The sequence below is a fragment of the Nocardia sp. NPDC055002 genome (genome assembly GCF_053608825.1).
In genome coordinates, this window is record NZ_JBSGWE010000001.1 from 463662 (window position 1) to 488548 (window position 24887).

24 protein-coding genes and 1 pseudogene are annotated in these 24887 nt (G+C 68.3%); 4 read left to right on the forward strand and 21 right to left on the reverse strand.

Annotation, left to right across the window (positions count from 1 at the left end; genetic code table 11):
• Positions 1-41: 41 nt before the first annotated feature.
• From ACWF99_RS02190 to ACWF99_RS02265, 16 genes are all read right to left on the reverse strand, one after another.
• Positions 42-1157, reverse strand: a complete 1116-nt coding sequence (locus ACWF99_RS02190; protein ID WP_452534107.1) for a serine hydrolase domain-containing protein — start codon at positions 1155-1157, stop codon at positions 42-44.
• A 116-nt stretch (positions 1158-1273) separates the two neighbouring features.
• On the reverse strand, positions 1274-1702 hold the full coding sequence (locus tag ACWF99_RS02195; protein WP_378629210.1) for a nitroreductase/quinone reductase family protein: 429 nt from the start codon (positions 1700-1702) through the stop codon (positions 1274-1276).
• A gap of 46 nt (positions 1703-1748) precedes the next feature.
• Entirely contained in the window at positions 1749-2576 is an 828-nt protein-coding gene (locus ACWF99_RS02200) for an alpha/beta fold hydrolase (protein ID WP_452534109.1), read from the reverse strand.
• 107 nt (positions 2577-2683) lie between these two features.
• Positions 2684-4048, reverse strand: coding sequence for an MFS transporter (locus ACWF99_RS02205; protein ID WP_452534111.1), 1365 nt, complete (start codon positions 4046-4048; stop codon positions 2684-2686).
• A 308-nt stretch (positions 4049-4356) separates the two neighbouring features.
• Positions 4357-4692 carry a hypothetical protein gene (locus tag ACWF99_RS02210; RefSeq protein WP_452534113.1) on the reverse strand — a complete coding sequence of 112 codons (336 nt, stop codon included), beginning with the start codon at positions 4690-4692 and terminating at the stop codon, positions 4357-4359.
• 90 nt (positions 4693-4782) lie between these two features.
• On the reverse strand, positions 4783-4983 hold the full coding sequence (locus ACWF99_RS02215) for a hypothetical protein (RefSeq protein WP_378629218.1): 201 nt from the start codon (positions 4981-4983) through the stop codon (positions 4783-4785).
• 223 nt (positions 4984-5206) lie between these two features.
• Positions 5207-6628 (reverse strand): three-helix bundle dimerization domain-containing protein, encoded by a 1422-nt coding sequence (locus ACWF99_RS02220; protein WP_452534115.1) that lies wholly within the window; start codon positions 6626-6628, stop codon positions 5207-5209.
• Between the two features lie 222 nt (positions 6629-6850).
• Positions 6851-7438: a DUF308 domain-containing protein gene (locus ACWF99_RS02225; protein WP_452534117.1), complete on the reverse strand. Its 588-nt coding sequence runs from the start codon at positions 7436-7438 to the stop codon at positions 6851-6853.
• Positions 7435-9744 (reverse strand): ATP-binding cassette domain-containing protein, encoded by a 2310-nt coding sequence (locus ACWF99_RS02230; protein ID WP_452535290.1) that lies wholly within the window; start codon positions 9742-9744, stop codon positions 7435-7437. The genes ACWF99_RS02225 and ACWF99_RS02230 overlap by 4 nt, the downstream gene beginning before the upstream one ends.
• A gap of 139 nt (positions 9745-9883) precedes the next feature.
• Positions 9884-11125, reverse strand: a complete 1242-nt coding sequence (locus ACWF99_RS02235; protein ID WP_452534119.1) for a GNAT family N-acetyltransferase — start codon at positions 11123-11125, stop codon at positions 9884-9886.
• A gap of 51 nt (positions 11126-11176) precedes the next feature.
• On the reverse strand, positions 11177-11788 hold the full coding sequence (locus tag ACWF99_RS02240) for a maltokinase N-terminal cap-like domain-containing protein (RefSeq protein WP_378629224.1): 612 nt from the start codon (positions 11786-11788) through the stop codon (positions 11177-11179).
• 8 nt (positions 11789-11796) lie between these two features.
• Entirely contained in the window at positions 11797-13245 is a 1449-nt protein-coding gene (locus ACWF99_RS02245) for a S8 family serine peptidase (protein ID WP_452534122.1), read from the reverse strand.
• A gap of 69 nt (positions 13246-13314) precedes the next feature.
• Positions 13315-13587: a hypothetical protein gene (locus ACWF99_RS02250; RefSeq protein ID WP_452534124.1), complete on the reverse strand. Its 273-nt coding sequence runs from the start codon at positions 13585-13587 to the stop codon at positions 13315-13317.
• On the reverse strand, positions 13584-15134 hold the full coding sequence (locus ACWF99_RS02255; RefSeq protein ID WP_452534126.1) for a radical SAM protein: 1551 nt from the start codon (positions 15132-15134) through the stop codon (positions 13584-13586). Before ACWF99_RS02255 ends, ACWF99_RS02250 begins: the two co-directional genes overlap by 4 nt.
• A gap of 5 nt (positions 15135-15139) precedes the next feature.
• A complete protein-coding gene (locus tag ACWF99_RS02260; protein ID WP_378629234.1) occupies positions 15140-15538 on the reverse strand; it encodes a hypothetical protein in 399 nt (132 codons plus the stop codon).
• Positions 15535-16290 (reverse strand): prolipoprotein diacylglyceryl transferase, encoded by a 756-nt coding sequence (locus ACWF99_RS02265; RefSeq protein WP_378629236.1) that lies wholly within the window; start codon positions 16288-16290, stop codon positions 15535-15537. The genes ACWF99_RS02260 and ACWF99_RS02265 overlap by 4 nt, the downstream gene beginning before the upstream one ends.
• A 232-nt stretch (positions 16291-16522) precedes the next feature.
• Here ACWF99_RS02265 and ACWF99_RS02270 point away from each other — a divergent pair.
• A pseudogene (locus ACWF99_RS02270) lies at positions 16523-17176 on the forward strand (DUF1906 domain-containing protein); the annotation flags it as partial.
• Between the two features lie 492 nt (positions 17177-17668).
• Positions 17669-18235: an LGFP repeat-containing protein gene (locus ACWF99_RS02275; protein WP_452535292.1), complete on the forward strand. Its 567-nt coding sequence runs from the start codon at positions 17669-17671 to the stop codon at positions 18233-18235.
• Between the two features lie 4 nt (positions 18236-18239).
• On the opposite strand, the gene ACWF99_RS02280 is transcribed toward ACWF99_RS02275, so the two are convergent.
• Positions 18240-18425, reverse strand: coding sequence for a hypothetical protein (locus ACWF99_RS02280; protein ID WP_378629239.1), 186 nt, complete (start codon positions 18423-18425; stop codon positions 18240-18242).
• 49 nt (positions 18426-18474) lie between these two features.
• On the reverse strand, positions 18475-19407 hold the full coding sequence (locus ACWF99_RS02285) for a hypothetical protein (RefSeq protein WP_452534128.1): 933 nt from the start codon (positions 19405-19407) through the stop codon (positions 18475-18477).
• Positions 19408-20118: 711 nt separating this feature from the next.
• Between ACWF99_RS02285 and ACWF99_RS02290 the strand changes: the two genes are divergently transcribed.
• A complete protein-coding gene (locus ACWF99_RS02290; RefSeq protein ID WP_452534129.1) occupies positions 20119-20346 on the forward strand; it encodes a hypothetical protein in 228 nt (75 codons plus the stop codon).
• A 151-nt stretch (positions 20347-20497) separates the two neighbouring features.
• On the opposite strand, the gene ACWF99_RS02295 is transcribed toward ACWF99_RS02290, so the two are convergent.
• Positions 20498-21967 (reverse strand): FUSC family protein, encoded by a 1470-nt coding sequence (locus ACWF99_RS02295; protein WP_452534131.1) that lies wholly within the window; start codon positions 21965-21967, stop codon positions 20498-20500.
• Between the two features lie 73 nt (positions 21968-22040).
• On the opposite strand from ACWF99_RS02295, the gene ACWF99_RS02300 reads away from it, so the two are divergent.
• A complete protein-coding gene (locus tag ACWF99_RS02300; RefSeq protein ID WP_452534133.1) occupies positions 22041-22559 on the forward strand; it encodes a MarR family winged helix-turn-helix transcriptional regulator in 519 nt (172 codons plus the stop codon).
• 70 nt (positions 22560-22629) lie between these two features.
• Here ACWF99_RS02300 and ACWF99_RS02305 read toward each other — a convergent pair whose 3' ends face one another.
• On the reverse strand, positions 22630-22974 hold the full coding sequence (locus ACWF99_RS02305; RefSeq protein WP_378629313.1) for a DUF1330 domain-containing protein: 345 nt from the start codon (positions 22972-22974) through the stop codon (positions 22630-22632).
• Between the two features lie 121 nt (positions 22975-23095).
• Positions 23096-24547, reverse strand: a complete 1452-nt coding sequence (locus ACWF99_RS02310) for an amidase (protein ID WP_452534135.1) — start codon at positions 24545-24547, stop codon at positions 23096-23098.
• Positions 24548-24887 lie beyond the last annotated feature (340 nt).

A 24887-nucleotide genomic window follows, 5' to 3' on the forward strand; every position in this document is an offset into this window, starting at 1 on the left:
TGTTCTCGCACGTCGGCCGGTGTGTCGACGAGAGGGGAGATTCAGTCGCACAGCGCGTGGGTGAGCATCTCGCCGAGATCGACAGACGACGATGTGCCGGTATAGGCGATGGTGACCGCGAGGCCGGACCCCGTGGCACCGGCGACAGTGGAGAAGCCGGGGACGCCGCCGATGTGACCGACATACCGCGCACCGCACGGCAGTTGGGTGTATCCGAGGCCGAGACCGTAGGACATGCCGTCACCGTTGCCCATGTCGATGCCGTCGAGCATCTGCGCGAGTTGGGATTGGGGCACGACCCGACCGGCCAGCAGCGCGAGGAAGAACCGATTCACATCGGCGCCGGTGCTCACCAGCGCGCCCGATGCCCACGGCACCGACGGCTCCATCAGGGTCGTGTCGGTGAGTGTCCCGTCAACGGTGGCGTAGCCGGTCGGATGCGGTTGGCGCAGACCGGTTTCACCGGTGGCGGGCAAGTAGGTATTCGACAGGCCGAGCGGTGTCAGGATGCGGTCGCGCAGTTCGTCGGTGTAGCGATGCCCGGTCACTGCTTCGATCAGCATGCCCGCGACGATGTAGTTGATGTTGGTGTACTCGAATCGGCTGCCGGGCGCGAACTTCGCCGGCTGCTCCAGGGCCAGGGCGACCTCCTGAGCCGGGGTGAAGGTGCGGCCGTTCTTCGCCGCTTCGTGTTCGTCGAGCTCCGGGGAGCGGGCCGGCTCGGGCAGGCCGCTTCGATGGCCCAGGATCTGGCGGACGGTGATCGCGCGACCGTCCACGCCCGCACCGGTGAGCAGCCCGGGCAGATACGTGTCGACGGAGCGGTCGAGGTCGACGCGATGTTCGGCCACCAGCTGCAGCACGATCGCGGCGGTGAAGGACTTGGTGACACTGCCGACCCGGATGTGTTGGGGAACATCGGTACCGATCGGGGTCGCCGCGCCCGCGTCGGCCAGCCCGGCACTGACAACAGTGCCTGCCCCGTGCTCGGTGAGCGTGGCAACGGCTCCGATGGCACCTGAGCCGACCAGAGCGTCGAGATCGCCGCGCACACTGTCCACGCGAGCCGAGGCGTGGGGCTCGGCCGCGCTGATCGTGCAGGCGGACAAGCCCAGCGCGACGGCGAGAATCGGCACGGTGAGGGTTCGAAAACGCATGATCGAACGGTAGGAAGCCGAGGCCCACACGCACATTGGACTGCGGTACTACCTCCGCCTCGGTCTCCGGTAGCGGGGCAGGGCGGTCCGGTCGCCCTGCCCGCGACCTCATCCGATCAGTTCCGGCGCAACGCCAGCACCGGGATGGTGCGGATACCCTTCGTCTTCTCCTCGTATCCGGCGAAACCGGGGTACCGTCGCGCCTGCTCGGCGTAGAGGCGGTCGCGTTCGTCGCCGGTCACTTCGGTGACGGTGACCGGAAAGGTCTCGGTGCCGACCTCGGCGTCGGCCGCGCCCGCCGAGGTGAGGTTGTAGTACCAGTCGGGATTGGTGGGGGCACCGGCTTTGGACGCGAAGACGTACATGAGCTTCGGGTCGTTCTCGTCGGCCAAATACATCATCGGCGACACCAGTTGCCGGTCGGTGCGCCGCCCTCGGTGATGCACCAGCACCATCGGCGCACCCTCGAAGGGCCCGCCGACGCGGCCTTCGTTGGCTCGGAACTCGGCGATGATCTTGCTGTTCCAGTCCTGTGATTCGCTCATGCCTGGCATCTTCTCCCCCGGCCCGCTCGTGCGCGAGCAACCACGCTCACGGCTCGTCGAGTACTTCTTGCAGGCGGGCGGCGAAGGTGACGGCATCGTTGACGAATCCGATGTGGTCGCCGGGGAACAGGACCGGGTCGACGCTCAGCGCCGATGCCAGTTCCCGCGAGGTGCGATCGCAGAACTGACCGGTGGACTCGGCACCGATCCCGACGATCACCCGGGTGGGGATCGAACGCAGCAACGGCGGGTCCGGTACCCAGGAGGTGGTCGGGCGCAGTTCGTGGGCGAACCAGAAACGTTCGCTGGCGACCTGTCGGGGATCACGGTCGCCGCCGAAGATCTGTTCGAGCATCGGTTCCGGGATGGCGATAGCGGCTTGGGCGAAGAACTTTCGCCAGGCGCCGATCACCTCGCCGGTGGCGTAGGTGGCGACGATGTCCTCGGTGAGTGGGCGCTGGGCTTCGGCGTCGGGGAGCAGTTCGCGCAGCGGCGGTTCGTGGGCCACGACGGTGGTGACCAGGTCGGGGTTGGTCTGGGCCAGGGCCAACGCGGTGACCGCACCACCGCTGGATCCGAACACCACGGCCGGGCCCGCGCCGAGATGGGTGATGAGCTGGGCGAGGTCCCCGGCGCGGGCGAGCACCGTCGAATCCTGATTCGGGTTGTCGAGGGGGCTGCCGAAATGCCCGCGCGGATCGGTGGTGAGGACGGTATTGGTGGTGGCGAGTTGTTCGGCGGCCGCGGCGAACGAGGCGGCGTTCATCGGGGCGCCGACGAGGACGAGCAGCGGTCCCGCACCACGGACCTCGTAATACAGGCGGGCGTCCGGCACCACGAGGGTGCCGGTGGTGACGGCGGAACTGGCGGTCATGAGGCTCTCCCGGATCTCGGCTACAGGTAGCACTTATTCAGACGGTGCGTGCCGAAAGAACTCATCGCTCGCCACGAAAATACTTTTCCGGCAATCTCTTCCGCAGGTCAGGCACTTTTCTGTGGCGAAAGTCCGGTCAGGGCCAGCACCACGACACCGCATCCGGCCACGACAAGCCACCCGATCCGCAAAGACCCGTGACCGGCGATCACCCCGCCGGCGATCGCGATACCGACCGCGGCGCCGACTTGTCGAGCCGTGGAGGTGATTCCACCTGCCACTCCCGCCCTGGCCGCGGGCAACCCGCTCACCGCGGTATTGGTGATCGGCGCATTCGCGAATCCGAACCCGATCCCGATCAGCGCGAACGCGCCCAGCATCGTCATCAGATCCGGATCGCCGCCCGCGCCGACGAGCACGACCCCACCGGCGGTGAGGAATCCGCCCGCGAGCAACAACGGCCGACGGGCACCGACGCGCCCGACGAGAATCCCTGACAGCGGTGCGCACACGGTTGCCGCGACCGCGAGGGGCAATGTGATCGCTCCTGCCGTGACCGCGCTCATTCCCCGCTCGTGCTGCAGATGCCAGGTACTGAGCAGCAAGGTGGTGGTCAGCGCCACGAACACCAGCACCGCGCCGACCACCGCGGCCGTGAACGGCGCGCGCCGGAACAGTGCCGGATCGATCAACGGCTCGGCCACCCGTCGCTCCACCCACACGAATCCGGCAGCTGCCGCGATGACACCGCAGTACCCGGCCAGCGCTGTGGCCGAGCCCCATCCGATCCGAGGTCCTTCGATGAGCAAGGCGATCACCCCGCCGACCAACAGGACGAGCAGCACTTGCCCCGCGCCGTCGATTCGACGCGGTTGCTCGGCTCGCGATTCGGGCACGAACACCGCACTCAGTACGAGTGCGACCGCCACGACCGGAACCGCGACCCAGAACACCGACCGCCACCCGAACCAGTCGACCAGTGCCCCACCGAGGGTCGGCCCGACCGCCATGCTCAACCCGAACACCGCCGCCCACACCCCGATCGCGCGGGCTCGCTGCCGTGCGTCGGTGATCGCCGAGACCACGATCGCCAAGGCCACCGGACTCAGCATCGACCCTCCGATGCCCTGGGCGACCCGCGCCGCGATGAGCACCTCGATTGTCGGAGCCAGCGCGCACACGGCGGTAGCGGTGCCGAAAACGACGAGCCCGAGCCGGAATACCCGTCGCCGGCCGATGCGATCCGCGATCGCTCCCGAGGTGATGAGAAAGCTCGCCAGCGCCAGGGTGTAGGAGTCGACGATCCACTCCAGGCCCTGGGTGCCGACGTGCAGACCGCCACCGATCGTGGGCAATGCCACGGTGACGATCGTCGCGTCGAGCCCGACGACGAACAGGCTCAGCGAGCACACGGCCAGCACGGCCCATGGGCGAACGGCTGCGGTGTGGGTGCGAACAGGGTTGTCCAGCATGGCGGTCCTCCTCGGATCGAGGACCGGAGTATCACCAGCAGTCGGCCGGATCACCCAGAGTTATTGCCGAAACAGCAAATCACTTGCCTTTTCGGCAAGTTTGTCCAGTCCGGGGTGGCGACGGTCGGCCGATTCTCGACCGTGACCGACATGATCCGTCTCGTGAGACTCCATTCGCGGTGCGGGCCAGCTCACTCATCTGACACGCCCGAGTGTACAGACGTGCACTGAACTGGTGTCAAGCCCCTCGGGCCGAGGGCGGCCGAGGACACGACACGCGATGCTTGTGGCCCTCGCCGGACCCTGCGTCAGGGGCGCTCGGTGGGCAGTTCGCCGTACAGCTGACGCGCGCGAGCGGTCAGCAGGGGCAGCACGATGGTGCGCCAGGTCGGCAGGTCCACAGCTTCCGGGCGCCCCTCGACGAGCACGCAAGGCTCTGCCGTCGCGTCGGTGTCATCGACGTCGACCCCGACCACCTCGACGATCTCGCGCCGCAGCAGCGCCACGAACTCTGTCGCGGTTTCCGGCGCGACCTCCGCGCACACCTTGTCCCGCACCGCATTCCACGCCACCGGGTCCGCGGGCGACACCCAGTGACGCGGTCGCCGATCGAAGAGCCGGGCTATCTCGGAAGAATCTGGCACCCGGCGAATCCTACCGAGACCCGCTACCCGCCGCCGCGGCGACTTCCCGCGAACGCCGCAGCGGCATCGACGAATCCGCCGAGCGCGCACTCAACGGCGGCGGCGAAGCTCGTCAGCGCTGGCCCGTAGCGTTCCGGCGACCAGTTCACGTCCCTCGTGTGCCAGATCGACCACCTCGCGCGCGCTCTTGCGGCCCGCGTCGCCCAGGATGGCGGCAAGTGCGGTGCCGGTGCGGCGTGCCGCGATGGACAGCTCGTGGATCAGTTCTCGGCCGGGTTCGAATTTGTCCATCTCGGTGGAACTCCATTCGCGGTGCGGGCCAGCTCGGATGCCTGGCAACACATCAGTGTACAGTCGTGCGCCGAACTCGTGTCAACCCCCGAATCCGGCACTACAGCCTGCGCGTCACCTGGACACGAATCGGCGCGAGGCCACATGCCCTGAACGCGTCCTCCTGGCCGCAGGAACACGAGTGCCGCGCAGCCAGGAGCTGCGCGGCACCGGGGAGGCGAGTTCAGTTGTAGGAGTTGGCAACCCCGTCGAGCAGGTGCTCGAGGGTCTCGTAGGCCGGCACGTCGACGACGTCGATCAGATCGGCGGCCACCGGCACCGAACGTTCGGCGGCGACCGAGGTGAACTGGGCGGTGTCACCGGTACGGAAGCCGTGTTCGGCGGCCAGGCGACGCAGTTCGGCGTTGTCGGTGAGCAGTTTGCCGATCTTGTCGCCGGAGGCGTCGAGCGGAACGAGGGTGTGGCTCGACAGGACCGTCGGGGTCGGGTAGGTCAGCACCATGTCCGGCTTGATCCGGCCCTTGCCCGCGGCTTCGACGAACTGTGCCTCGTAGATGCAGACCAGCGGGGTCGGGCCCATGCCGTTGGTGAGGTACTGGTTGAACGGTCCGTCGCTGCTGTTGTCGGTGTAACCCTGGGCGAGGAACAGTTTCGACAACACCGGCAACACGTGCTGTTCGGCGGTGGCGCCGCGCACGATGGTGTGGTCGTTGGCGACATAGCTGGCGATCGAGAGGTACATGGCCGCGGAGTTCGAGCTGCGCGGGTCGGTCGTCGAGACCAGGATGTTCTTGGCGACCGGGTAGGTGGTGTTGTCGGGCAGGTCGTCCCACTGCACACCGGTCCCGGCCAGTTCCAGGTACTTGTTCATATCGAATGTCGCGACCGGGCCGGGCTTGATCACCCCGGCCGCCGTGAGCAGGTCCGCGATCGGCCGGTAGGTGGCGATGGCGATCGGTGACGAGAACGGCGTGTACTTCGTGGTGATGTTGCGCTGACGCTGGATTCGTTCCGCGGCCGGAATGCTCGACGGGAACGCGAAATCGAACGCACCGAGGTCGACGGTGGTCGCGATCTGGCGCGAACCGGCCGGTTCGACCTCGACCCGCAGGCCGTTGTCGGCGAGCACCTTCGCCACGCGCTCATCGGCGAAGAACGACATCTTCTCCGACCCCACCACCCCGCGCACCACCGTCACGCCGGCGGCGGGAGCGGCGGCCGGTGCATCGGCACCGCCGGGCAGGAGCACGACTCCGGCGACGACACCGGCCACGACCACGGCCGCGCCGATCGACAACGGCACCACCGCACGCCTGCTCACCGCCCGCTTCGGCGGTTCCTCGGTGGTGTTCGACTCGCGTGCGATCAGTTCCGCGGCGCGCACGCTGGCGGTGGGGGCCGGAACTCGTACCGTCGGGTCGGGATCGGCGAGTTCGCGGCGCACGATCCGCTCGACCAGGATCGGCACGAACTCCCGGATCGGTTTACCGGTGAACCGGTGGTGCGCGGCGCCGACCGCCGACGTCACCTGGTCGACGGGGACGTTCTCGGACAGGTCTTCGACCAAACTCTCGGTCATGCGCCGCATAGCCAGCTCTTCACGCTGGACGGCATCGGCAGCTACGCCGGGGACTACGCGCGACACCACATTCTCCTGGGCTCACAATCGGGCTGCGGACGCGGCGCGCCGAACAGGACCCTCCCCGTGCGCACGCCGCGGGCCACGCTACCGTCGCGCAGCGCAGATACCCCAGCCGTGAGCGAGGGTGCACGCAGAGTTCAGCGCTCGCTCGACTGCCCGCAATGTCGCGTTGTCCGTGAGTTCGCGTAAACCTCGAATCCCGAAGTGGCAGTGTGTGATTCGCTACTACAGCTCGGTAGCGGCCCGAACCGGCGGGGTCTGCTCCTCGGTCGCGGACCCGCGCGCCGCCGCCATCGCCGCCCGCCCGAGCCCACCGGCGAGCAGTTCCATCACCGCGATCACCACCAGCCCGGCACCGGCCATCGTGGCCAGCCCGGTGACCGTCTGGAAGGTGATCGCGATGATGGCGATGCCGATCGCGGTGGTGGCGAGCCCGCACAGTTCGTGCGCCCAGCCGTCCTCGACGCTGTCGTCCCACGCGGCGACCAGCGCGTGCACTACACCGCGCACCGACCAGCCGATGCCGATCCACAGGGCCAGCAGTTCGATATTGCCGCCCTGGAAGACCAGGCCCGCCAAGATCCCCGTCAGTGCGGCGCTGATCAGTACCAGCACCCGCAGCGGAAACGCGATCCGCGCCATGAACGTCAGATACACCTGCACCACGGTGCTCAGGATCAGCGAGATCCCGAACAGCGTCGCCAGCGTGGATTCATCGCGCCCGGGCCACAGCAGCAGCGCTACACCGAGCAAAAACGAACACCCGCCCGCGACCAGCATCGCCGTGCGGGTCCGATCCGCGCTGCCGGTCATGTCAGCCGCTCCAGCAGGTAGGGCGCAGTCCGGCTGACCGTACTGTCCGCCACCTGTTTCGGTGTCCCCTGCGCCACGATCCGGCCTCCCTGCCCGCCGCCGCCCGGTCCCATGTCGATCACGTGGTCGGCCCCGGCGACAACGGTCATGTCGTGTTCGACCACCACCACACTGGCGCCGCTGTCGACGAGCGAATTCAGTTGTGTCATCAGGATATCGGTGTCGGCCGGATGCAGCCCGGTAGTCGGTTCGTCGAGCAGATAGACGGTGCCCGCGCGCCGGGCCCGCTGCAACTCGGTGGCCAGTTTCACCCGTTGGGCTTCACCGCCGGACAGTTCGGTGGCGGGTTGACCGAGCCTCAGGTAGCCGAGGCCGACATCGCGCAGCGTGCGCAGGGCACGAGCGACGACGTCGACGTCGCCGAGGAAGTCGGCGGCCTGGTCGACGGTCAGGTCGAGTACCTCGGCGATGGTTTTGTCGCCGTAGGTGATATCGAGGGTTTCGGGGTTGTAGCGCGCGCCGTGGCAGGCCGGGCACGGACTGTAGGTGCTGGGCAGGAACAGCAGTTCCACGGTGATGTATCCCTCGCCCTGGCAGGTCGGGCAGCGCCCCTCGGCCACATTGAACGAGAACCGGCCGACGCCGTACCCGCGGGCTTCGGCGGCGCCGGTCGCGGCGAAGAGTTTGCGGACCGTGTCGAACAGGCCGGTGTAGGTGGCCAGGTTCGACCGTGGGGTGCGCCCGATCGGCGCCTGATCGACTTCGACGACACGCACGATGTCCGGATCGACGCCGGCGGTCGTCGACACAGCGTGCAGCAGAGTGGATTTGCCCGAACCGGAGACGCCGGTGATCGCGGTGAACACCCCGAGGGGGATGTCGGCGTCGAGGTCGTGCAGGTTGTGGCTGGTGACGGCGCGTAATCGGAGCTCGCCGGTCGGGGCGCGGGCCGTGCGCGGTGGGCGGACGATCTCGTCGAACAGGTAGGGCCGGGTGACCGAGTCGGCCACCTTCCGCAACCCCTCGACCTCACCGGCGTAGAGCACCGTGCCGCCGTTCACACCGGCGCCGGGACCGATGTCGATGAGCCAGTCGGCGTGGCGGACGACGTCGAGATCGTGTTCGACCAGGAACACGCTGTTGCCCGAGCGCTTGAGCCGGTCCAGCACTGTCGTCAGTGCCGCGGTGTCGGCCGGGTGCAGTCCCGCCGAGGGTTCGTCGAGAATGTAGACGACACCGAACAGGCCCGACCGCAACTGTCCGGCCAACCGTAATCGTTGCAGCTCACCGCCGGACAGTGTCGGGCTCTCCCGGTCGACGCTCAGATAGCCGAGCCCGAGCTCGATGAGCACATCGATGCGGGAGGTGAGGTCCTGGGTGAGTACCGCGACGGCTTCCGTGCCCGGGGTGTAGGGGCGCAGTACCTCGACGAGCTCGACGAGCGGCAGGTCGGCGAGCTCGGTGATGTTGTACCCGGCGAAGGTCACCGCGAGCGCTTCGGGTTTGAGCCGTCGCCCCGCACACAGCCCGCAGACGGCGGTGTGCAGGTATTCGGCCGCGCGGGCCCTGGTCGCCGCGCTCTTGGATTCGGCGTGCGAGCGCAACAGCAATTGCTTGGCACCGGTGTAGGTGCCCTGATAGGGGCGGTGGATGCGATGCGGTTCTCGCACGGGTTCCACTGTGACCACCGGCTTCTCCTCGGTGAACAGGATCCATTCGCGGGCGGCGGGTGAGAGTTCACGCCACGGGCGGTCGATGTCGTAGCCCAGCGCGGCGAGCACGTCGCGCAGATTCTTGCCCTGCCAGGCGCCGGGCCACGACGCGATCGCGCCCTCTCGGATGCTCAGCGACGGATCGGGGACCATCGACGCCTCGGTGGCCTCGTGGACGACGCCCTGTCCGTGGCAGCGAGGGCACGCGCCTTCGACGGTGTTCGGGGAGAACGCGTCGGAGTAGAGACGGTTGGTGCCCTCCGGGTAGTGCCCGGGGCCGGTCCTGGCCGGGGTGTCGGGATAGTCGCCTTCGCGGGACATGAGCATGCGCAGCGTGTTCGAGATCGCGGTGACGGTGCCGACCGTCGAGCGTGACGACGGCGAGGACCGGCGCTGGGCCAGGGCCACAGTCGGCGGCAGGCCGGTGACGGTGTCGACATCGGGTGCTTCCACCTGGTTCAGCAACCTGCGGGCATACGGTGCCACCGACTCCAGGTAGCGGCGTTGCGATTCCGCGTAGAGCGTGCCGAACGCCAACGAAGACTTGCCCGAACCCGACACTCCGGTGAAGGCGACCAGGGCATTTCGTGGCATGTCCGCGTCGACATCACGCAGGTTGTGGACCCGGGCGCCACGCACCCGAACCGAAGAATCGACCTCGTGCGAATCCACAGCTACCTACCGTACTCGCGAGGGAGCGACCTTCGGGGTGAACGCGCCCGTTGCCGAGGTATTAGAAGAACCACCCCAATTGCGGCGCACGGTCGGTGGTGAACGCTTCGTCGAACGCGCGCAGTGCCTTCGGATCCTCGACGGCGATCCGGTGCGCGGCGGCGAACGTGTTCGCGCGATGGGCACCGAAGTACAGGGCGCCGAGAATATTGATGTCGAAGCCGAGAGTCGCTGTCCGGGTGGTCGGCTCGCATTCGGCGAGGCCGTCGCGGATCCGCAGGGCGAAATTCCCGCCCGCGTCGCGGAACGGATCGCGCACCGCCACGACGGTATCGAGGTCGGCGCGGTAGGTGCGGGCGGTCAAGGCGGCGGGGACATCCATGACCCGCGCCCACAGTGCGTCACCGCGGCGGGTCATCTGCACGGTGCGCGGGTCGGTGAGCATGTAGGCGAGCGGATCGTCGTCGGCGATCTCGGCTTCCACGGTGTCGACGAGGTCCATACCGAGCAGCACCCGCCACAGCGCGGCGTGCGCGTCGGGGGTGACCGCACGCAATTCCCACACCGAGGCGATGTCACGGTTCTCGCGCCGCGAGCGCCGATACAGGGCATAGCCGTCGGCGTGCAGCAGCACGAACAGCGTCGTCGCACCGTGGCGGTGGCGTTCTACGTCGGCGAAGAACAGGTCCCACTTGGCATCCGGCCGAACCTGCGCTCCCGCCGTCACCTGCTGCCAGCGCTCGTAGATCTCGCGGATCCGCGGGGCGGCCTCGTGCAGCGTCTCCAAGGTGACGCCACCGGGATCCGGTGTGGTGGAGCGGAATTCGGCACGCCGCGTATCGATGGAGATCGCGGTGTCGATGACGGCCACCTCGTAGCCGAACCGCCCGTAGATCGTGCCCTCACTGGCCGTGAAGATCGTCAACGGCAACCGGTCGGCCTCGGTCCGAGCATGCTGGGCCCGATACAGCTCGCGCAGGATTCCCCGCCGCCGATGCGTCGGCGCCACCGCGACCCCCGACACCCCACACGCGCGCACCGTCCGCTCCCCCGGCACCGTGATCGTCATCGTCCGATCCACCGTGTGCCCTACGATCCGGTCACCCTCCACCGCGACCAGTGACCGTTCGACCGGAAAGACCGCTCCCCGGTATTCGTTCTCATCACTCCCGTACCGCATCCCGAACCCGGCCTCCTGCAACCCCACGATCGCCGCCGAGTCCGCAGGAGTCGCCGCCCGAACGCACACGCTCTTCGCCGATGCCATGCTCGTACCCTGCCACGCCACCCCGCCCCGGCACATCCGGTTTTCTCCCCGGCAGAGCCCGTGTCGGTCCGGCGCGCACGGGCTGCGCTATGCCCAGTCGGTCAACACGCTGATCAACTCGACCACCGGGCCCAGCGCCGAGGGTGCGGCGACCGAACCGGCTCCGCCGACCCACAACGACACCGGCACACGATGGAATCGTACGGCAGCGGACCCCCAGGGAACATCGGTGTGGGCGACGCCGTCCACAGCCACGCCGAGGCTGCCCTCGGCCGACCCGGCCGGTGTCACAACGACCGTCGGGTCGGACGTGTCGCTCAGACTCTGGGCCTGAGCGGTCGCGCGGCCGGTCAGCAGATCGATGACGGCGGCGATCGCGACCGGATCGCGGGTCGCGTCGTAGATCCAGCGCCGGCCCAGCACCCCGTGCTCAGCAGTGCCGATCAGCGCCGAGTCGCCGCCGTGCAGCGGTGCCCCGCGATAGGTCATCGGCACCTGATACAGCACCTGGTCGGCACCGGAACCGTCGACGAACAGCACGAACTCGATCCCGACCTCACCGGCCGGGTCGTCGAGGCGGAAGCCACCGACTCTGTCCAGGCACGGGGTCGCGCCCAGGTACCACTGCCGACTGGGCAACCAGGCCGCGACGAGATCGCGCTTGGACGGGGTGACGGTGGTCTGATGAATCACTGCCATCGGGTGCCTCAGCCTTTCGCGGTCATGGCGCGCAGGTCGGGCAGGGTGCCGATGCGCTGGGTGGTCGGACGGCCGGGGGCGGCGGTTTGGGGCGAGCCGGTGGTGCGGAGCAGGGTCCGGATCTGCTCGGGGGTCGCGCGGCCGGGGCCGGCGGTGCGGATGCCCTGGTAGGCGGCGATGGCGCCGACGACGATCGGGGACGCGCTCGAGGTGCCGCTGAATTCGTCGGTGTACCAGAGGTCTTCGTCGGGACCGCCTTGCAGGTCGCCGTAGCCGGTGGTGGTGACCTCGCGGCCCCAGCCCTGGGCGTCGAGGCGGGCGCCGTGGTTGGAGAAGTCCAGGCGCGAGCGGGCGGGTCCGTGGTCGCGGCCGTGCAGGCCCGGCGGTGGGGCGCCCGCGCCGACCAGGATGGCACCGGAATCGGCGGGGCCCGCGCGAAACGGGTTGTGCCAGGTGGCGGGGAAGTCACCGGGGCGGGTGTCGTAGACGGCGTCATCGAGGTTCTCGCCGCCGTTGCCCGCCGCTTCCACGACGACGATGCCCCGGCTCACCGCGTAGCGGATGGCGGCCAAGTCGTCGGGCCACCATTCCACGGCGATGTAGCCGCGCTGATCGGGGGTGGCCTGGTAGTCGAATCGTGGTCCGGGGCGGTGCAGTTCGATGAGCACGATGTCGCCGGGATGCAGAGCGTCGGCCGCGGAGCGGATCGCGGCGGCCGAGCCGATGCCGAAGATCGAGATGGCCCTGATGTGGGCGTCGGGTGCGATTCCGGTGACGCCGAATTCGTTGAGGTCGCCACTGATCTCGCCGGCGACGGCGGTGCCGTGGTTGCGCCATCCCAGATCGGCGGAGGCGGTACCGCCGATGACTCCGCCCTGGTTCTGTCGCAGATCCTCGTGGGTGAACCGCCACGCGCCCTCGACGTCGATCACCCGCACGCCGGTGCCGAGCCCGCCGGGCCGACCATGGGCCCACACCGCGTCGATGCCGTGCGGTGCGGCGTCGAGATAGGCCTGTCTGACCCGGAAATCGGGTGTCACCGCCGGCGCTCGTGGTGCGACGATGCTCTCCGCGAGAGGAGCCAGCGGCGGTTCGGCCGCCGGCTTGACGTAGGCGGCGGCGACGGTGTCGTCCTCACGCAGCCGGTGCGCGAGCTCTCCAAGATCGCCCAGTTCACCGTGCACCGAGTAGTAACTGAGGTACTCCCCCGCGACCGGCGCCTGCGGTGTGCCGGCCAGGCGGGCCGCGAGCCGGTCGTCCGGACCGAAGATCGGTACCAGACGCGCGGTGGCGGGCAGGAGCTCATCGACCCTGGTGCGCACGGACCGGTTCTCGCGCAGCGCGATCGGCGTGATCTCCGGGCCGGTCGGCGTGGTGACGACGATCAGTTCGCCCGGCGGGACCGAGGGTGCGGGCACCCCGGGGCGGCGCTGCCTGCTGGAGCGTGTGGAGGCCATGGCTATCAGTCAACCGTGCCCCGCGCCCGCCCGCTACCGTTCTGCCACACCGGCTTTGGCGACACGCCGCTACCACACCGCGGCGATGGCCCCGACCACGGCGATCGCCCCGACATACCCCAGCACCAGCCGGGTATCGCGCAACCAGCATCGACTGCGCTTCAACCCCGCCCGCCACGCCCGCCAGTATCCGACGAACGCGAGCGCACCGAACCCGACCACCGCCCACGGCCCCACCAACCACGTCAGCAACGCCACCGTCGCGACCACACACAAGGTCAACGGGTCGTGCGGTTGCTGCCCGCGCATCGCCTCCTCGTAGTAGACCCCGCGCTCGCTCACCGCACCTCCACCGGCAACAACGCCCGCCCTGCCGGTGCCGCCGCCGACAATCGCTGCCGCGACAGCGCGGGCCAGGCCTGCACCGCGCAGAACGGCGCGCACTGATCGGCATCGGCACGGGTCCCCACGTGCACGCAGCACTGGGTGAGCCGTTCCTCGATCATCGTCGACATATCCATGAACGGTTTCACCGTGATCCGCACAACGCGTTCCCCGAGCAGTGTGCGCAACCGTTGACGCCGCCCCGGCAACGCCGACGACGCCAGCGTGAGCAGGGTCGACATCCCCAGATCGCAGTTCTCGCAGATGTTGCGCCACACCCGCCCGATCTCCGGATGCGACAGCGACGACTGCTCCGAGAGCAATCCCAGCAACGATTCCTGGACCGCTACCCGCAGTTCGGCGGGCAGTGCCGAGTCCGCGATCCGGTTGGACACCAGTCCCAGCTGCTGCTTCAGCCTCTCGTGCCCGATCAGCGAGACCAGCGACCGCCATCGGCCCGCGTCGTCGCGCAGCAGGTAGCCCACCGAGCAGCAGTGTGGATGCGAGCACGGCAGCGCGGTGAGGTCACGCCAGGTCACCAATCCGTCGGTCTGGGGGCCGAGTCGGGCCAGCACACCGGTGTGGGTGAGCCGGTTCATCGGGTCGATCGCTCCCGAACGCCCGGAACCGAATTGCGGTTGGATCGAGACCCCGCCGACGAACGGTGTGTCCATGGCGGTGCGCAGGACCGCGCCGATCTCGTCGTCGTTCACACCCAGGGCCACGGTCATCACCAAAGTGGTGAAGACGGCGTTCGACGACAGCCGTTGCAGCGCCTGCTGTTTACGGACACGCAGGTCACCGCCACGGTGATGGCGTGAGGCCTGTGCGGTTTCCCCGTCGTATTGCAGATACACCTCGACCCGGTCGCGATGCGCGCGCAGCAGCGCCAGCAGTTCGTCGTCGACGGCGATGCGCAGACCGTTGGTGTTGAGCAGGATCCGGGTGATCGGCCGTGCGGTCAGTTCGGTCAGCAGCCGCGCCAACTGTGGATGCAGAGTCGGTTCGCCGCCGCTGAGCATCAGCACGTCCAGGCGCCCGTTCTCGCGAGCAAGACGCTGATCGACATTGGACAGCACGTCCTCGACCGGCACCACCCCGCGCAGTTCGGGTGAGGAGTCGGCGAAACAGGTGGGACAGCGTAGGTTACAGCTGTCGATGATGTCTTCGAGCAGGATGCAGGTGTGCTGGGTCTGCATCTCGGGCAGTCCCCGCAGATACGCCGAGGGCACCGGGTCGAAATTGCCCACGGTGTCGGGCAGGTGCGCCTTGGTCGGAGCGGTCCATTCTTCGAGGTAGGCCAGGATTTCCGGGTCCTCGTCGTAGAGGGTCCGCACCATGCCGTGCGTTCGACATCCTCGTTCGAGGAAGACTTTCCCGTCCCGTTCGGCGAGCCACCCCGACAGTCTCGCAACGTCGGGTAGCGCGGTCTCGGGGTGTTCGTCGTGGCAGCGGGGACAGAACGCGGTGACATAGCGCAGGATCCGATCGCCCCGCAACGGCATCCCGGTCACGGTGCCATCCCGAACATGCCCGTGTACAGCTCCGGGTTGATGGCCGTGCACAACCCCGCCGTGCACACCGTGACCAGCGACCACCCGATCATCAACCCCATCCCGAACCCTTTGGGCGCGGGCCGTTTGCGCCGGATCAACAGCCAGCCACCCCCGAAAGCCGCTGCCGCGCTGACCACCGCGGTCAGCCCGAACAGCGCTTTGGTTGCGGCGTCGTCATTGATGGAGGCGACGACCATGAACACGAAGAATCCCGCCATCGCGTTCGCCACGATGAACGCCATCGCCCCCGCCAACGCCATCGCCGCGACCTGACCGCCCTGGCCCGGCGGTTTCCCGCCTTGCTGCGGCGGTGGGGGCGGCATGTTCGGTGGTGGTCCGGGCGGAAAGTTCATGCCACGACCTTTCGTCGAAGTACACCGTCGTAGTTCCCGCGCCGGTAGCCGATGCTCCAGCGCACCGCGACCAGGGCCAGTCCCGGCAGCAGGAACCATTGCGGGCGGGTCAGATCCAGCCATACCGTGTCGTTGGCGCGGGTGAACTCGACCAGGAACCGGAAGATCGCGTACGCCCCGACGTAGAGGGTGAACAGCTCACCCGGCGTGCTGATCCGGTCGCGCAACCACCACAGTGCGCCGAAAGCGGCCAGCTGGAACACGATTTCGTAGAGATAGCTCGGATGCATCGCGACACCGGCCACACACCCGGGGCACTGCGGCACCGTGGCGGGGGCGTGGATTGCCCACGGCAGGCTCGTCGGTCGTCCCGGCGCCTCGGTGAGCAAGCAGCCGATGCGCCCCACCGCCATGCCCAGCGCCACCGCGGGGGCGAACAGGTCACCGGTGCGTTCCCGATATCCGATGATCCTTTTCGCGATCAACACGCCCACATACGCGCCGAACAATCCGCCCAGCACGCTGCGCGCACCGAACATCCAGCTCTCGTACGGATCGAGAGTCTCGACCAGACTCGACAACCGCATGCCGATCGCCCCACCGACCAGTGCACCGGTGACCGCGACCAGGGACTCTTCGCGCAGTGCGTCGCGGCGCCTGCACTCGGCCACGAACACCACCGCGGCCACGGCGACACCGAGCGCGACGAAGAACCCGTGCGTCGGGATCCCCCACATCAGCTGTGCCACCATGGCGAAAGGTTAGCGGGCCCACGGGCAGGCACGCGTGAGTGAAACTACTCCCGAATTCGGGTACTACCCTGTTCGTTGGTGAACGCCGGTGCGGGAGTATGTGTTTCGTTTAGAATTGTGCACGCTGAGATCCTCACCCCGGTACCGATCCTCGGGTACCAGCGTCAATCATCGCGATAGTTCCACCATCTCGGGAATTCCATCGGATACGCAGCCATACAGGGGGTCAATCATGTCTACAGCTGTCGATTTCGCGGCCAGGCTCATCGAACCGCGGGCGATCGTCGCCGCGGGCCATTCGGCGGTTCTCGCCTACATCTCACCGAGCAGGCCGGGCGCGAACTTCGGCGCCAAACCGATCACCGCCGACTACGCTCGCGCGCTCACCGCCGCCGGGCTCGACATCGTCTCCATCTGGCAGTACGGCAAACCCGGCGACGCGACCCCCTCGGACTGGACTACCGGTTTCGACGGCGGTCGCCGGATGGCCGAACAGGCGCTGGCCACCCACCTGAGCGTGGGCGCGCCCCGACGCGCACCGATCTTCTTCGCCGTCGACGAGGACATCTCGCTGTCGCAGTGGAACAGCACGGCCGTTGAGTTCTTCCGGGGCGTGAACTCGGTGCTGGGCACCGCCTGGACCGGGATCTACGGGCATTCGCGAGTGTGTGCGTGGGCGATCGAGGACGGGGTGGTCGGCGCGCGCGGGGAATTCAGCTGGGCGTGGCAGACGCGGGCCTGGTCGGGTACCGAACGGGAACCACGCGCGGTGCTCTACCAGCGGGTGATCGACACCCCGAGCAACCCCGGACCGATCATCGACGGCACCCGCGTCGACGTCAACGACATCCTCGCCCCCGACTTCGGGCAGTGGGCGCTCGATCGTTCGGTATCGGTGCCGCAGTTCACCGAGATCGACCGGCTCGGACCATCGCACTCCCCGCGCGAAGGGGCCCGCATCACCAATTTCCTGTTGCACACCCAGGAAGGCAACGGCACCGCCGAATCCCTTGCCGCCTACCTCAACAACCCCGCCAACGGTGTGTCCTACCACTACACGCTGCGCGACGCGGTGGTGGTGCGGGTGGTGCCCGAGGAGCTCGCGTCCTGGTCGGTGCTCTCGGCGAACCCTTTCACGGTGAATCTGTGCTTCGCGGGCAGCCGGATCGCGTGGTCGCGGCAACAGTGGCTGGCCATCGACGGCGATCTGCGGATCGCGGCGTTCCTCGCTGTCCGCAGCGCGCACCGGCACGGGTACTCCACCGAGGTGATCGAACCGGATTACCACGTCGGCGACGGGATCTCCGACCATCAGTACGTCACGAGGGCACTGGGCATCGGCTCGCATACCGATGTGGGCCCGAACTTCCCGTGGGATGTGTTCGCCGACCACGTCGCCTCGTTCGCCGACGGGACCGGACCGAACGCGATCGATGCCCGTGCCGCCGCATCGCCGTGGTTGGGCGCGCGCCGCACCGACGGCGAACTCAGCACACCGGACGGGGTGGGACGTTTCGCCGAATTCGAGCACGGCTACGTGTACTGGCATCCGAGCACCGATGCCCACGCCGTCCCCACCGCGATCATGGACAAGTACGCGGAGCTGGAGTGGGAGACAGGACCGCTGGGTTATCCGACGGCCGAGCACACCGAACTGCCCGATCCGCGCGGGTCCGGCCCCGGGTTGGCACAAGCGTTTCAGGGCGGCATGGTCTACCGGCGCGCCGGCCAACCCGCGTACTGGGTGCACGGTGCGATCGGCGCGCGGTGGGCGGCGGCCGGGTACGAGAACGGCGAGCTCGGCTGGCCGGCCTCCGACGAGACCGCCCACGACGACGGGGTCTATCAGGCGTTCGAGTTCGGCCGGATCTACTGGGTGCCCGAACAGATCGTCGCGCTGCGCAATTCCGGCGAGCCCGACACTCCGCTGGCCCGGCCCGCGTGAGAGGTCAGGCCAGCAGGATCGCGAGGGTGGTGGCACCGGCGCCCAGTAGCAGCGCCGCCACCACCAGGATCGCGATCAATCGCGTCCGTGAGGTCGGTCCGGTGTAGGTTTCGTCGGCGTTCAGCATGTCGTCGATGTCGATGGCGGCGAACTCACGCGTCGATTCGAGAGGGCCGGGCTGCTCGGTCATGTGCGTGACGCTAGTCCAGGTCGCTGCTCGCCGCCCCCGATACCCCCGCTCATGTTTGTGGTAGCGGGGTGCGGGTGGTGGCGAGGAGTTCGTCGAGCTGCGCTTCGGCGCGTTCGGCACGGGCCAGCGTTTGTTTGCGGGCGTCGTCGAGCGCGGCCCACCGTTCGGCGGCTTCGGTGCGCACCTGCTCGAGTGCGGCCGCCGCTTCGTCGCGGCGTTGCTGGGTTTCGGCGGTGGTGGTGCGGCGCAGCTCGGCGAGTTCGGTACGGGTGCGGTCGAGTTCGCCGCGGGCCGTGTCGAGTTCGGTGCGGGCCCGGCGCCACTCCTCGCGTGCTTCGGCGGCGGCCTCCACCCGTTCGGCGGTGGCTTGTTCGGCGCGTTCGGTGGCACGGTCGGCGTCGGCGGCCCGCTGGATCGCCAGGTCGCGTTCGGCGTTCGCGGCCGCGATCCGGGCCTCGGCGTCGCGGCGCTGGTGCGCGATCTCGGTGTCGGCGCGCTGTTGGGCACGGGCCACGGTGTCGTCGGCTTCTTGTCGCGCCGCGTCGATGTCGTCGCTTGCTTGTTGTTGTGCCGCACGTACTTGTGCCTCGGCGTCGCTGCGGGCCGCGAACACGTCTTCGGAGGCCTGTCGGGTGAGCGCGTCGACCGAGGCCACGACTTCGTCCCTGGCCGCGAGCGCTTCCCCCACCGCCTGTTCGGCGTGTTCGGCGGCCGCCACCGCCTCTTCGGCCACCGATTCCGCCAGTGCGCGTGCCTCTTCGGCCTCGCGCCGCGCTTGTTCGGCCGCCACCGTCGCCATCTCCGCCTCGGCGATCCGGCGAGCAGCGTCGGCTTGGACGGCCTGGACCTGCGCCTCGGCCACCGACGGATCCCCGATTGTCTGTAGCTCGGCGACCGCTGCGTTCAGCGTGGTCCCCAGCTGCTCGGCCAGTCCCCGGAATTGCCCGAGCAGCTCGTCGGCCCGCAGACGCGCCACTGTCACCGGGCCCTGAGCCGTCACAGTGACGGCAGGGGTTGCACTCTCGGACTCCTGTTGCTGCCGTTGCCTTTCCCGCCACGCCCGCCACCGCGTGTGGTCGGGGTGATCGCAGTACTCGGAGGGGCGACCCGGCCCACCGGCGCGGGTAATGGGACGGGCACAGCCCGGGTAGTTGCATACGCTCGACACGGGTGAATCGTAGCGTTGGTTTCGTCAATACGTTACGTATTGCACGAAACGAAAACCGTGTCGCCCCTTCGCGAGTCAGATCCGGCCCATCCGATCCTGACCCCCGATAAGTGAACATTATCGGGGGTCAGGATCCGAGATGGTTTCGAATGACCTTGAATGATTTACGTTTACGTTTGGTCGCAGCCAACGAAACATAATAGCTACGGAACTCATGAAAACTGTGCTCGCCTGTACGGGCGTACCAATGACCGATTCACTGTGAGCTCACGGCCGATTCAGCGGCTGCACGAAACCCGCGCCCCGGAAAATCAGATGCTCACCCTTGCCAGCCGACATAGCGTCACCCGATGGTCCGCGGCCCAAGGCATCACACGGTTTCGAAGCTCAGGACGCCCCTGGGCGGGAAACGACCGCGCCTGTTGATGGTGGTGGGTTCGCTCGGGATCGCCACCTCGGGCGTGTTCATCGCACTGGCAGCGGTCTCCCCCCGCGACTGCCACCTTCTTCCGATGTGCGCTGGCTGTGCCCGCACTGTGGCTGCTCGCGCGCAGGGAACGTCGTCGGGACGGTCCACTGTCTCGGCGGCCGGTCATGGTCGCGGCGATGGCCGGGGTACTGCTCGCCGCTGACGCGCTGAGCAGCACAGTGAATGCCGCCGTCCTCATGCTGGTCCCGGTCGGCGCGCTGGGTCGGCGGCGCCCTTCCTCGATGAAAACCCCACGCAGCTTCAGCTGTTCGGCTGCCTCTTGATGCTTGCGCCTACATCGCGGCGACGCGGGATGATCACGATCGAGCGGTTGGTTGATCGGATTCGGTGTCTGGCAGCGCTGCTCGACTCCGATCCACGTTGCCGCAACGGCGCGCTCAGACGGTCGCCCGCGCTGTGCTCGCCACCCCGATCTCAGGGACGAACGCGTGTGGCGCCTTGCCTCGTGTCGATGGCCGAGGAGGTAGGGAGATGCTGCAGATCCGAGCGGCTGATCGTCACGGCCGCGATGACGACGCCGATCGTGACGCCGATCAGGGTGTCCACGATCCGGCTGACGCCGATCTCGGGCGAGAGGTGCACCCCGAGGCCGACCATCAGCAACGCCATCGGTGTGACCGCCAGCGAGGTGAGCGCGTAGTTGCGGGCGGCCATCACTTCGGCGCTCACCTGGAACACCACGATCACCACGGCCGTCGCCCAGTACCCCAGGCCTGCCGCGATCAACAGCGCCCCGATGACCGCGCCGCCGACATTGCCGAGCAGTCGCTGGATGCCGCGCTGCACGGTCATCGCGTACGAGACGCCCTGCATCGCGGCCATCGCACCCATCGAGGCCCACAGCGGACTGGCGAGCCCGGCCGCCGCCGCGAACCACCCCGCGCAGGCCGAGGCGAGCGCGATGCGCGCCGCGTTGCCGAGGACCGCGCGTGAGCGCAGTCCGGACAGGCCCGCCGCCAGAAACCCCTCGGGCCGCGGCAACGCGGACACCCCGACTTCGGCGCCACGGTCGAAAATGATGCTGCGCCGCTTGATCTTGCGCAGTTCTGCCTCGTGCCCGACCACGTCGAGCAGTCGCGTTCGGTCCCCCGCTGTCCAATCGTCGACCGCGGTCTCCGCCTCATCGAGCAGGGCGATCAGGTCACGGCGGTGCCTGGCATCCCCGCCCCGAACGCCGCTGAGCGCCACCTTCTCCCGAGCGTGCGCGATCGCGACGCGGGCCGGTTGGACGGACCCACCGTGATCGAGCGCGGCGACAGCCGAGAGCGCCCGCGCGACGGCCAGCCGGGCGGGCCCCAGAGGCAGCACCAGCAGGGGCGCCGTCTGCGCGAGCAGTCCCACCGCGGCGCCGATCGCCGCGGCCGAGCACACGTGGACGAGATCGCCGGGGGCGCTGACGTATCCAATCGCCGCGGTGGCCGCGAAGACGAGGATCACCGGACCTGGACCGGTGATCCGGAATGCCGATACCGACATCGCCGCGACCGCGGCACCGACCGACATCAACGCGACCTCGGCCCACATCGGCACGTGCGCGAGGGCGAGCAGACCACCACCTGCGACGAAAGCGACAACCAGCACGCCGACGAGCGTCACCTTGGCAGCGACCCGGACCATCGGCTCGTGCCGCGCGAACGCGGAGGCCAGTGCACCGAGTACCGCGAAGCCGACGTACTGCCGCAGATCGAACAGGCCACAGCCGGCGAAGACCAGCGCGGCGGCGGCCCCGACGCGTAACGAGGCCGCCACGGTCGCGTCGGCGGGCCGCACTTCGAGCGCGCGCCGCCAGGTGGATGCCGAGACCGAGTGCGCCAACGCGCCACGGGAGTGCCGCAGCCGGGTGGCGGTGGGCGGGTTGTGTAGGTCGGAAGTCGCGGCAGGCACGCTGCCATCCTAAATGTATTTTACTAGTAAAGTATATCTGAAATAGTGTGAGACCGATCGCTAGGATGAACACATGGCCGACACCTCCCCCGACTTCGTCGACGGCGTTCGAGCCGAATGGGCCGAGACTTATCCCGAGGTGGACACCTCCACGATCGAGGTGATCGGGCGGATCAACCGGATCAGTTCACTGGCGCTGCACCAGCTCGACCGGGCGCTCGCACCGAGGGGCGTCAACCGCGGCGAATTCGACATCCTGTGCGCCCTGGCCCGCGCCGGCCGCCCACTGCGCGCCAGCGAGGTGACCGCGAGGACCATGACCAGCGGCGCTTCGACCACCAAACACGCCGACCGGCTGACCAAGATCGGACTGGTCGAACGGCTGCCGTTCGAGCGTGACGGCCGCGTGGTGCTGCTGCAGCTGACCGCCGCCGGGCGCGATCTCGTCGACACCGAACTGCCCAGCCGCGTAGCACGCGACCATCGGCTGCTGGAGGGACTCGACGAGCAGGAGCGCCAGACGCTCGCGACTCTGCTCCGCCGGGTATCGCGCAACACCGACGCGGCCGCCTGGCCGGCCCCGAGATCCTGAGCCTTCCAGGCTGGCTTGACCGTCGCAGCTCCACGCGCCGGAGGGTGATCACAGCGGGCCTGCTCGGACCTCAGGCACTCAGCGCGGCACGCATGGCCTCGGCGGTGGCGGCAGGGTCGTAGTCCTCGGCGACCCCGCCGACCAGGATGATGTCGCCCTCGATGTGCCGCGAGCGCAACGGCGCGATCTCCTGGTACGCCGGTGAGTCCCACCAGGCGCGCGCCTGGTCGATCCCCGGGAAGCCGATCATCACAATGCCCCCGCTCCAGCTGCCTTCCTTCACTTCGTGCGGTGTCACGTGCACGAGAAAGCGGCCCCCATACGGCTCGAAGGTGGCGGGAATGCGCTCGATGTAGTCGGCGATGTCCTCGTGCAGCGGGGCGTCCTGCAATCTGGCAATGGCGTAGGCGGTCATGATTCTCCTCGGTTCAGTAGCGGCTCGATGCTCGTAATCGCGTTGTGTTCACCAAGTTAGGTGGCCGACAGCGATCCGGAATCTGTCGTCTATAGGTACTGAGGAGACAGCCACCACGGCTCTACCGCGGTGCCTGGAAGCCGCCGATCTTCTGTTCGAGCAGAGCGGCAAGCCGCAGGGGGGTGCGGTCCTCGAACTGCGGGCCGATCAGCTGCACCCCGACCGGTAGGCCCTCGGGTGAGCGTCCCGCCGGGATGGCGGTGGCGGGCAGGCCGGGCATCGTGGCAACACCGGCCCAGACGAGCTGGTCGAGGTACGGGTGATCCACACCGTCGATGTCGAGCCGGCGGCCCAGCAGGTCGGGGTCGTGATCGTGGGCGAACGCGGGAGTGGGCGTGATCGGGCACACGACGGCATCGAATTCGGTGAACAGTAGCCGCCAACCGGCGCGGTGGAGTTCGCGGCTGTTGTTCGCTTCGAGCCAGTCGCGGTGGCTGAACACCAGCGCGCGTTGGCGCACCGCGACGAGACTGCGATCGTCGGCGCTCAGCTGTGCGACTCGGGTCCGAAGTTGCTCGTAGGCATCGGCGGGAAAACGTGCGCCCGCGCCGGCGAACAGCAACTGCATGTAGACCGCCGCGGCTTCGGCGAGATCGGGTAGCAGTGAGCTGTGTCGTCGCACCTGGGCGCCACCCTCGACCAGTGCGTCGGCTACCCGGTTCACACCTGCGCGCACCGCGGACCCGGTCGGGATGAGCGGATGCTCGTCGAGGACCAGGACACGGAAGTCGGCGAGCCGCTCGTGGCGCGAAGGTGGTAGTGCCAGGTCGTATGCCACACCGTTCGTCAGCGGGTCCGGTCCGGCCATGACGTCGAGGAGCAGGGTGAGGTCACGAGCCGTACGCGCCATCGGACCGACGACCGCGAGGTCGAGATCGACCGGCAACGCCGTCGCGGGCGGTGCGACCATGCCGCGAGTCGCGGCCAGCCCGAGTGTCGGCTTGTGCGCGTAGATCCCGCAGAAATGCGCAGGGGTGCGCAGCGAACCACCGATGTCGGACCCGATGGACAGTGCACCGAATCCGGACGCCAGTGCCGCCGCGGACCCGCCGGAGGATCCACCGGGGGTGCGCGCGTGATCCCACGGGTTGTTGGTGGTGCCGTAGATCTCGTTGAAGCTCTGCACATCTTGCAGCCCCAACGGCACATTGGTCTTGCCGAGCATCACCGCGCCCGCAGCGGCGAGCCGCGACACCTGCACCGCGTCCTCGGGCGGAGAGTAGTTCGCGAATTGCGGCATGCCCCAGGTCGTGGGAAGCCCGGCGATGTTGTAGGACTCTTTGACCGTCACCGGAATTCCGAGCAGTGCGCTGTCGGCACCGCGGGCCCGTGCCTGGTCGGCACGGTGTGCGGCTTCTCTCGCACGGTCGAAGTCGCGCACACAGATCGCGTTGATCGCCTTGTCGTCACGTTCGATACGGCCGATCGCCTCGTCGGTCAGTTCCACTGATGACACCGCACGCGCCCGCAGCGCGGAGGCGAGTTGTTCGGCCGATTGAAAGCTCCACTCCATGAATGCGACCGTACCGAGCTGTCGCGGGCTCTCGCTCGCGCTGCGCGTGCCCATGCCGACCATGTACGGCCAACGGCGCACCCGCACTGAGGAAATCGCGTTCTCGTTACGCCGTCGACGGTGAATCATCCCAGTTCACAGGGTCGACACCACGGGGCACAGGTGCGCGTCGGCCACGAAATTCCGCTGCGCACAACGCGAGGGATGTCTCACTGCGCCTGTCGACGATCGGGGTTTTCGACAGTGGATGTGATGGGTAGTTCGGTCAGGGGAGTCGCCCCGCCGTGACCGGTCGGGCCGTACTGCCGCGGTGCCGACTGTCGTCCACTGGCTGATCGGC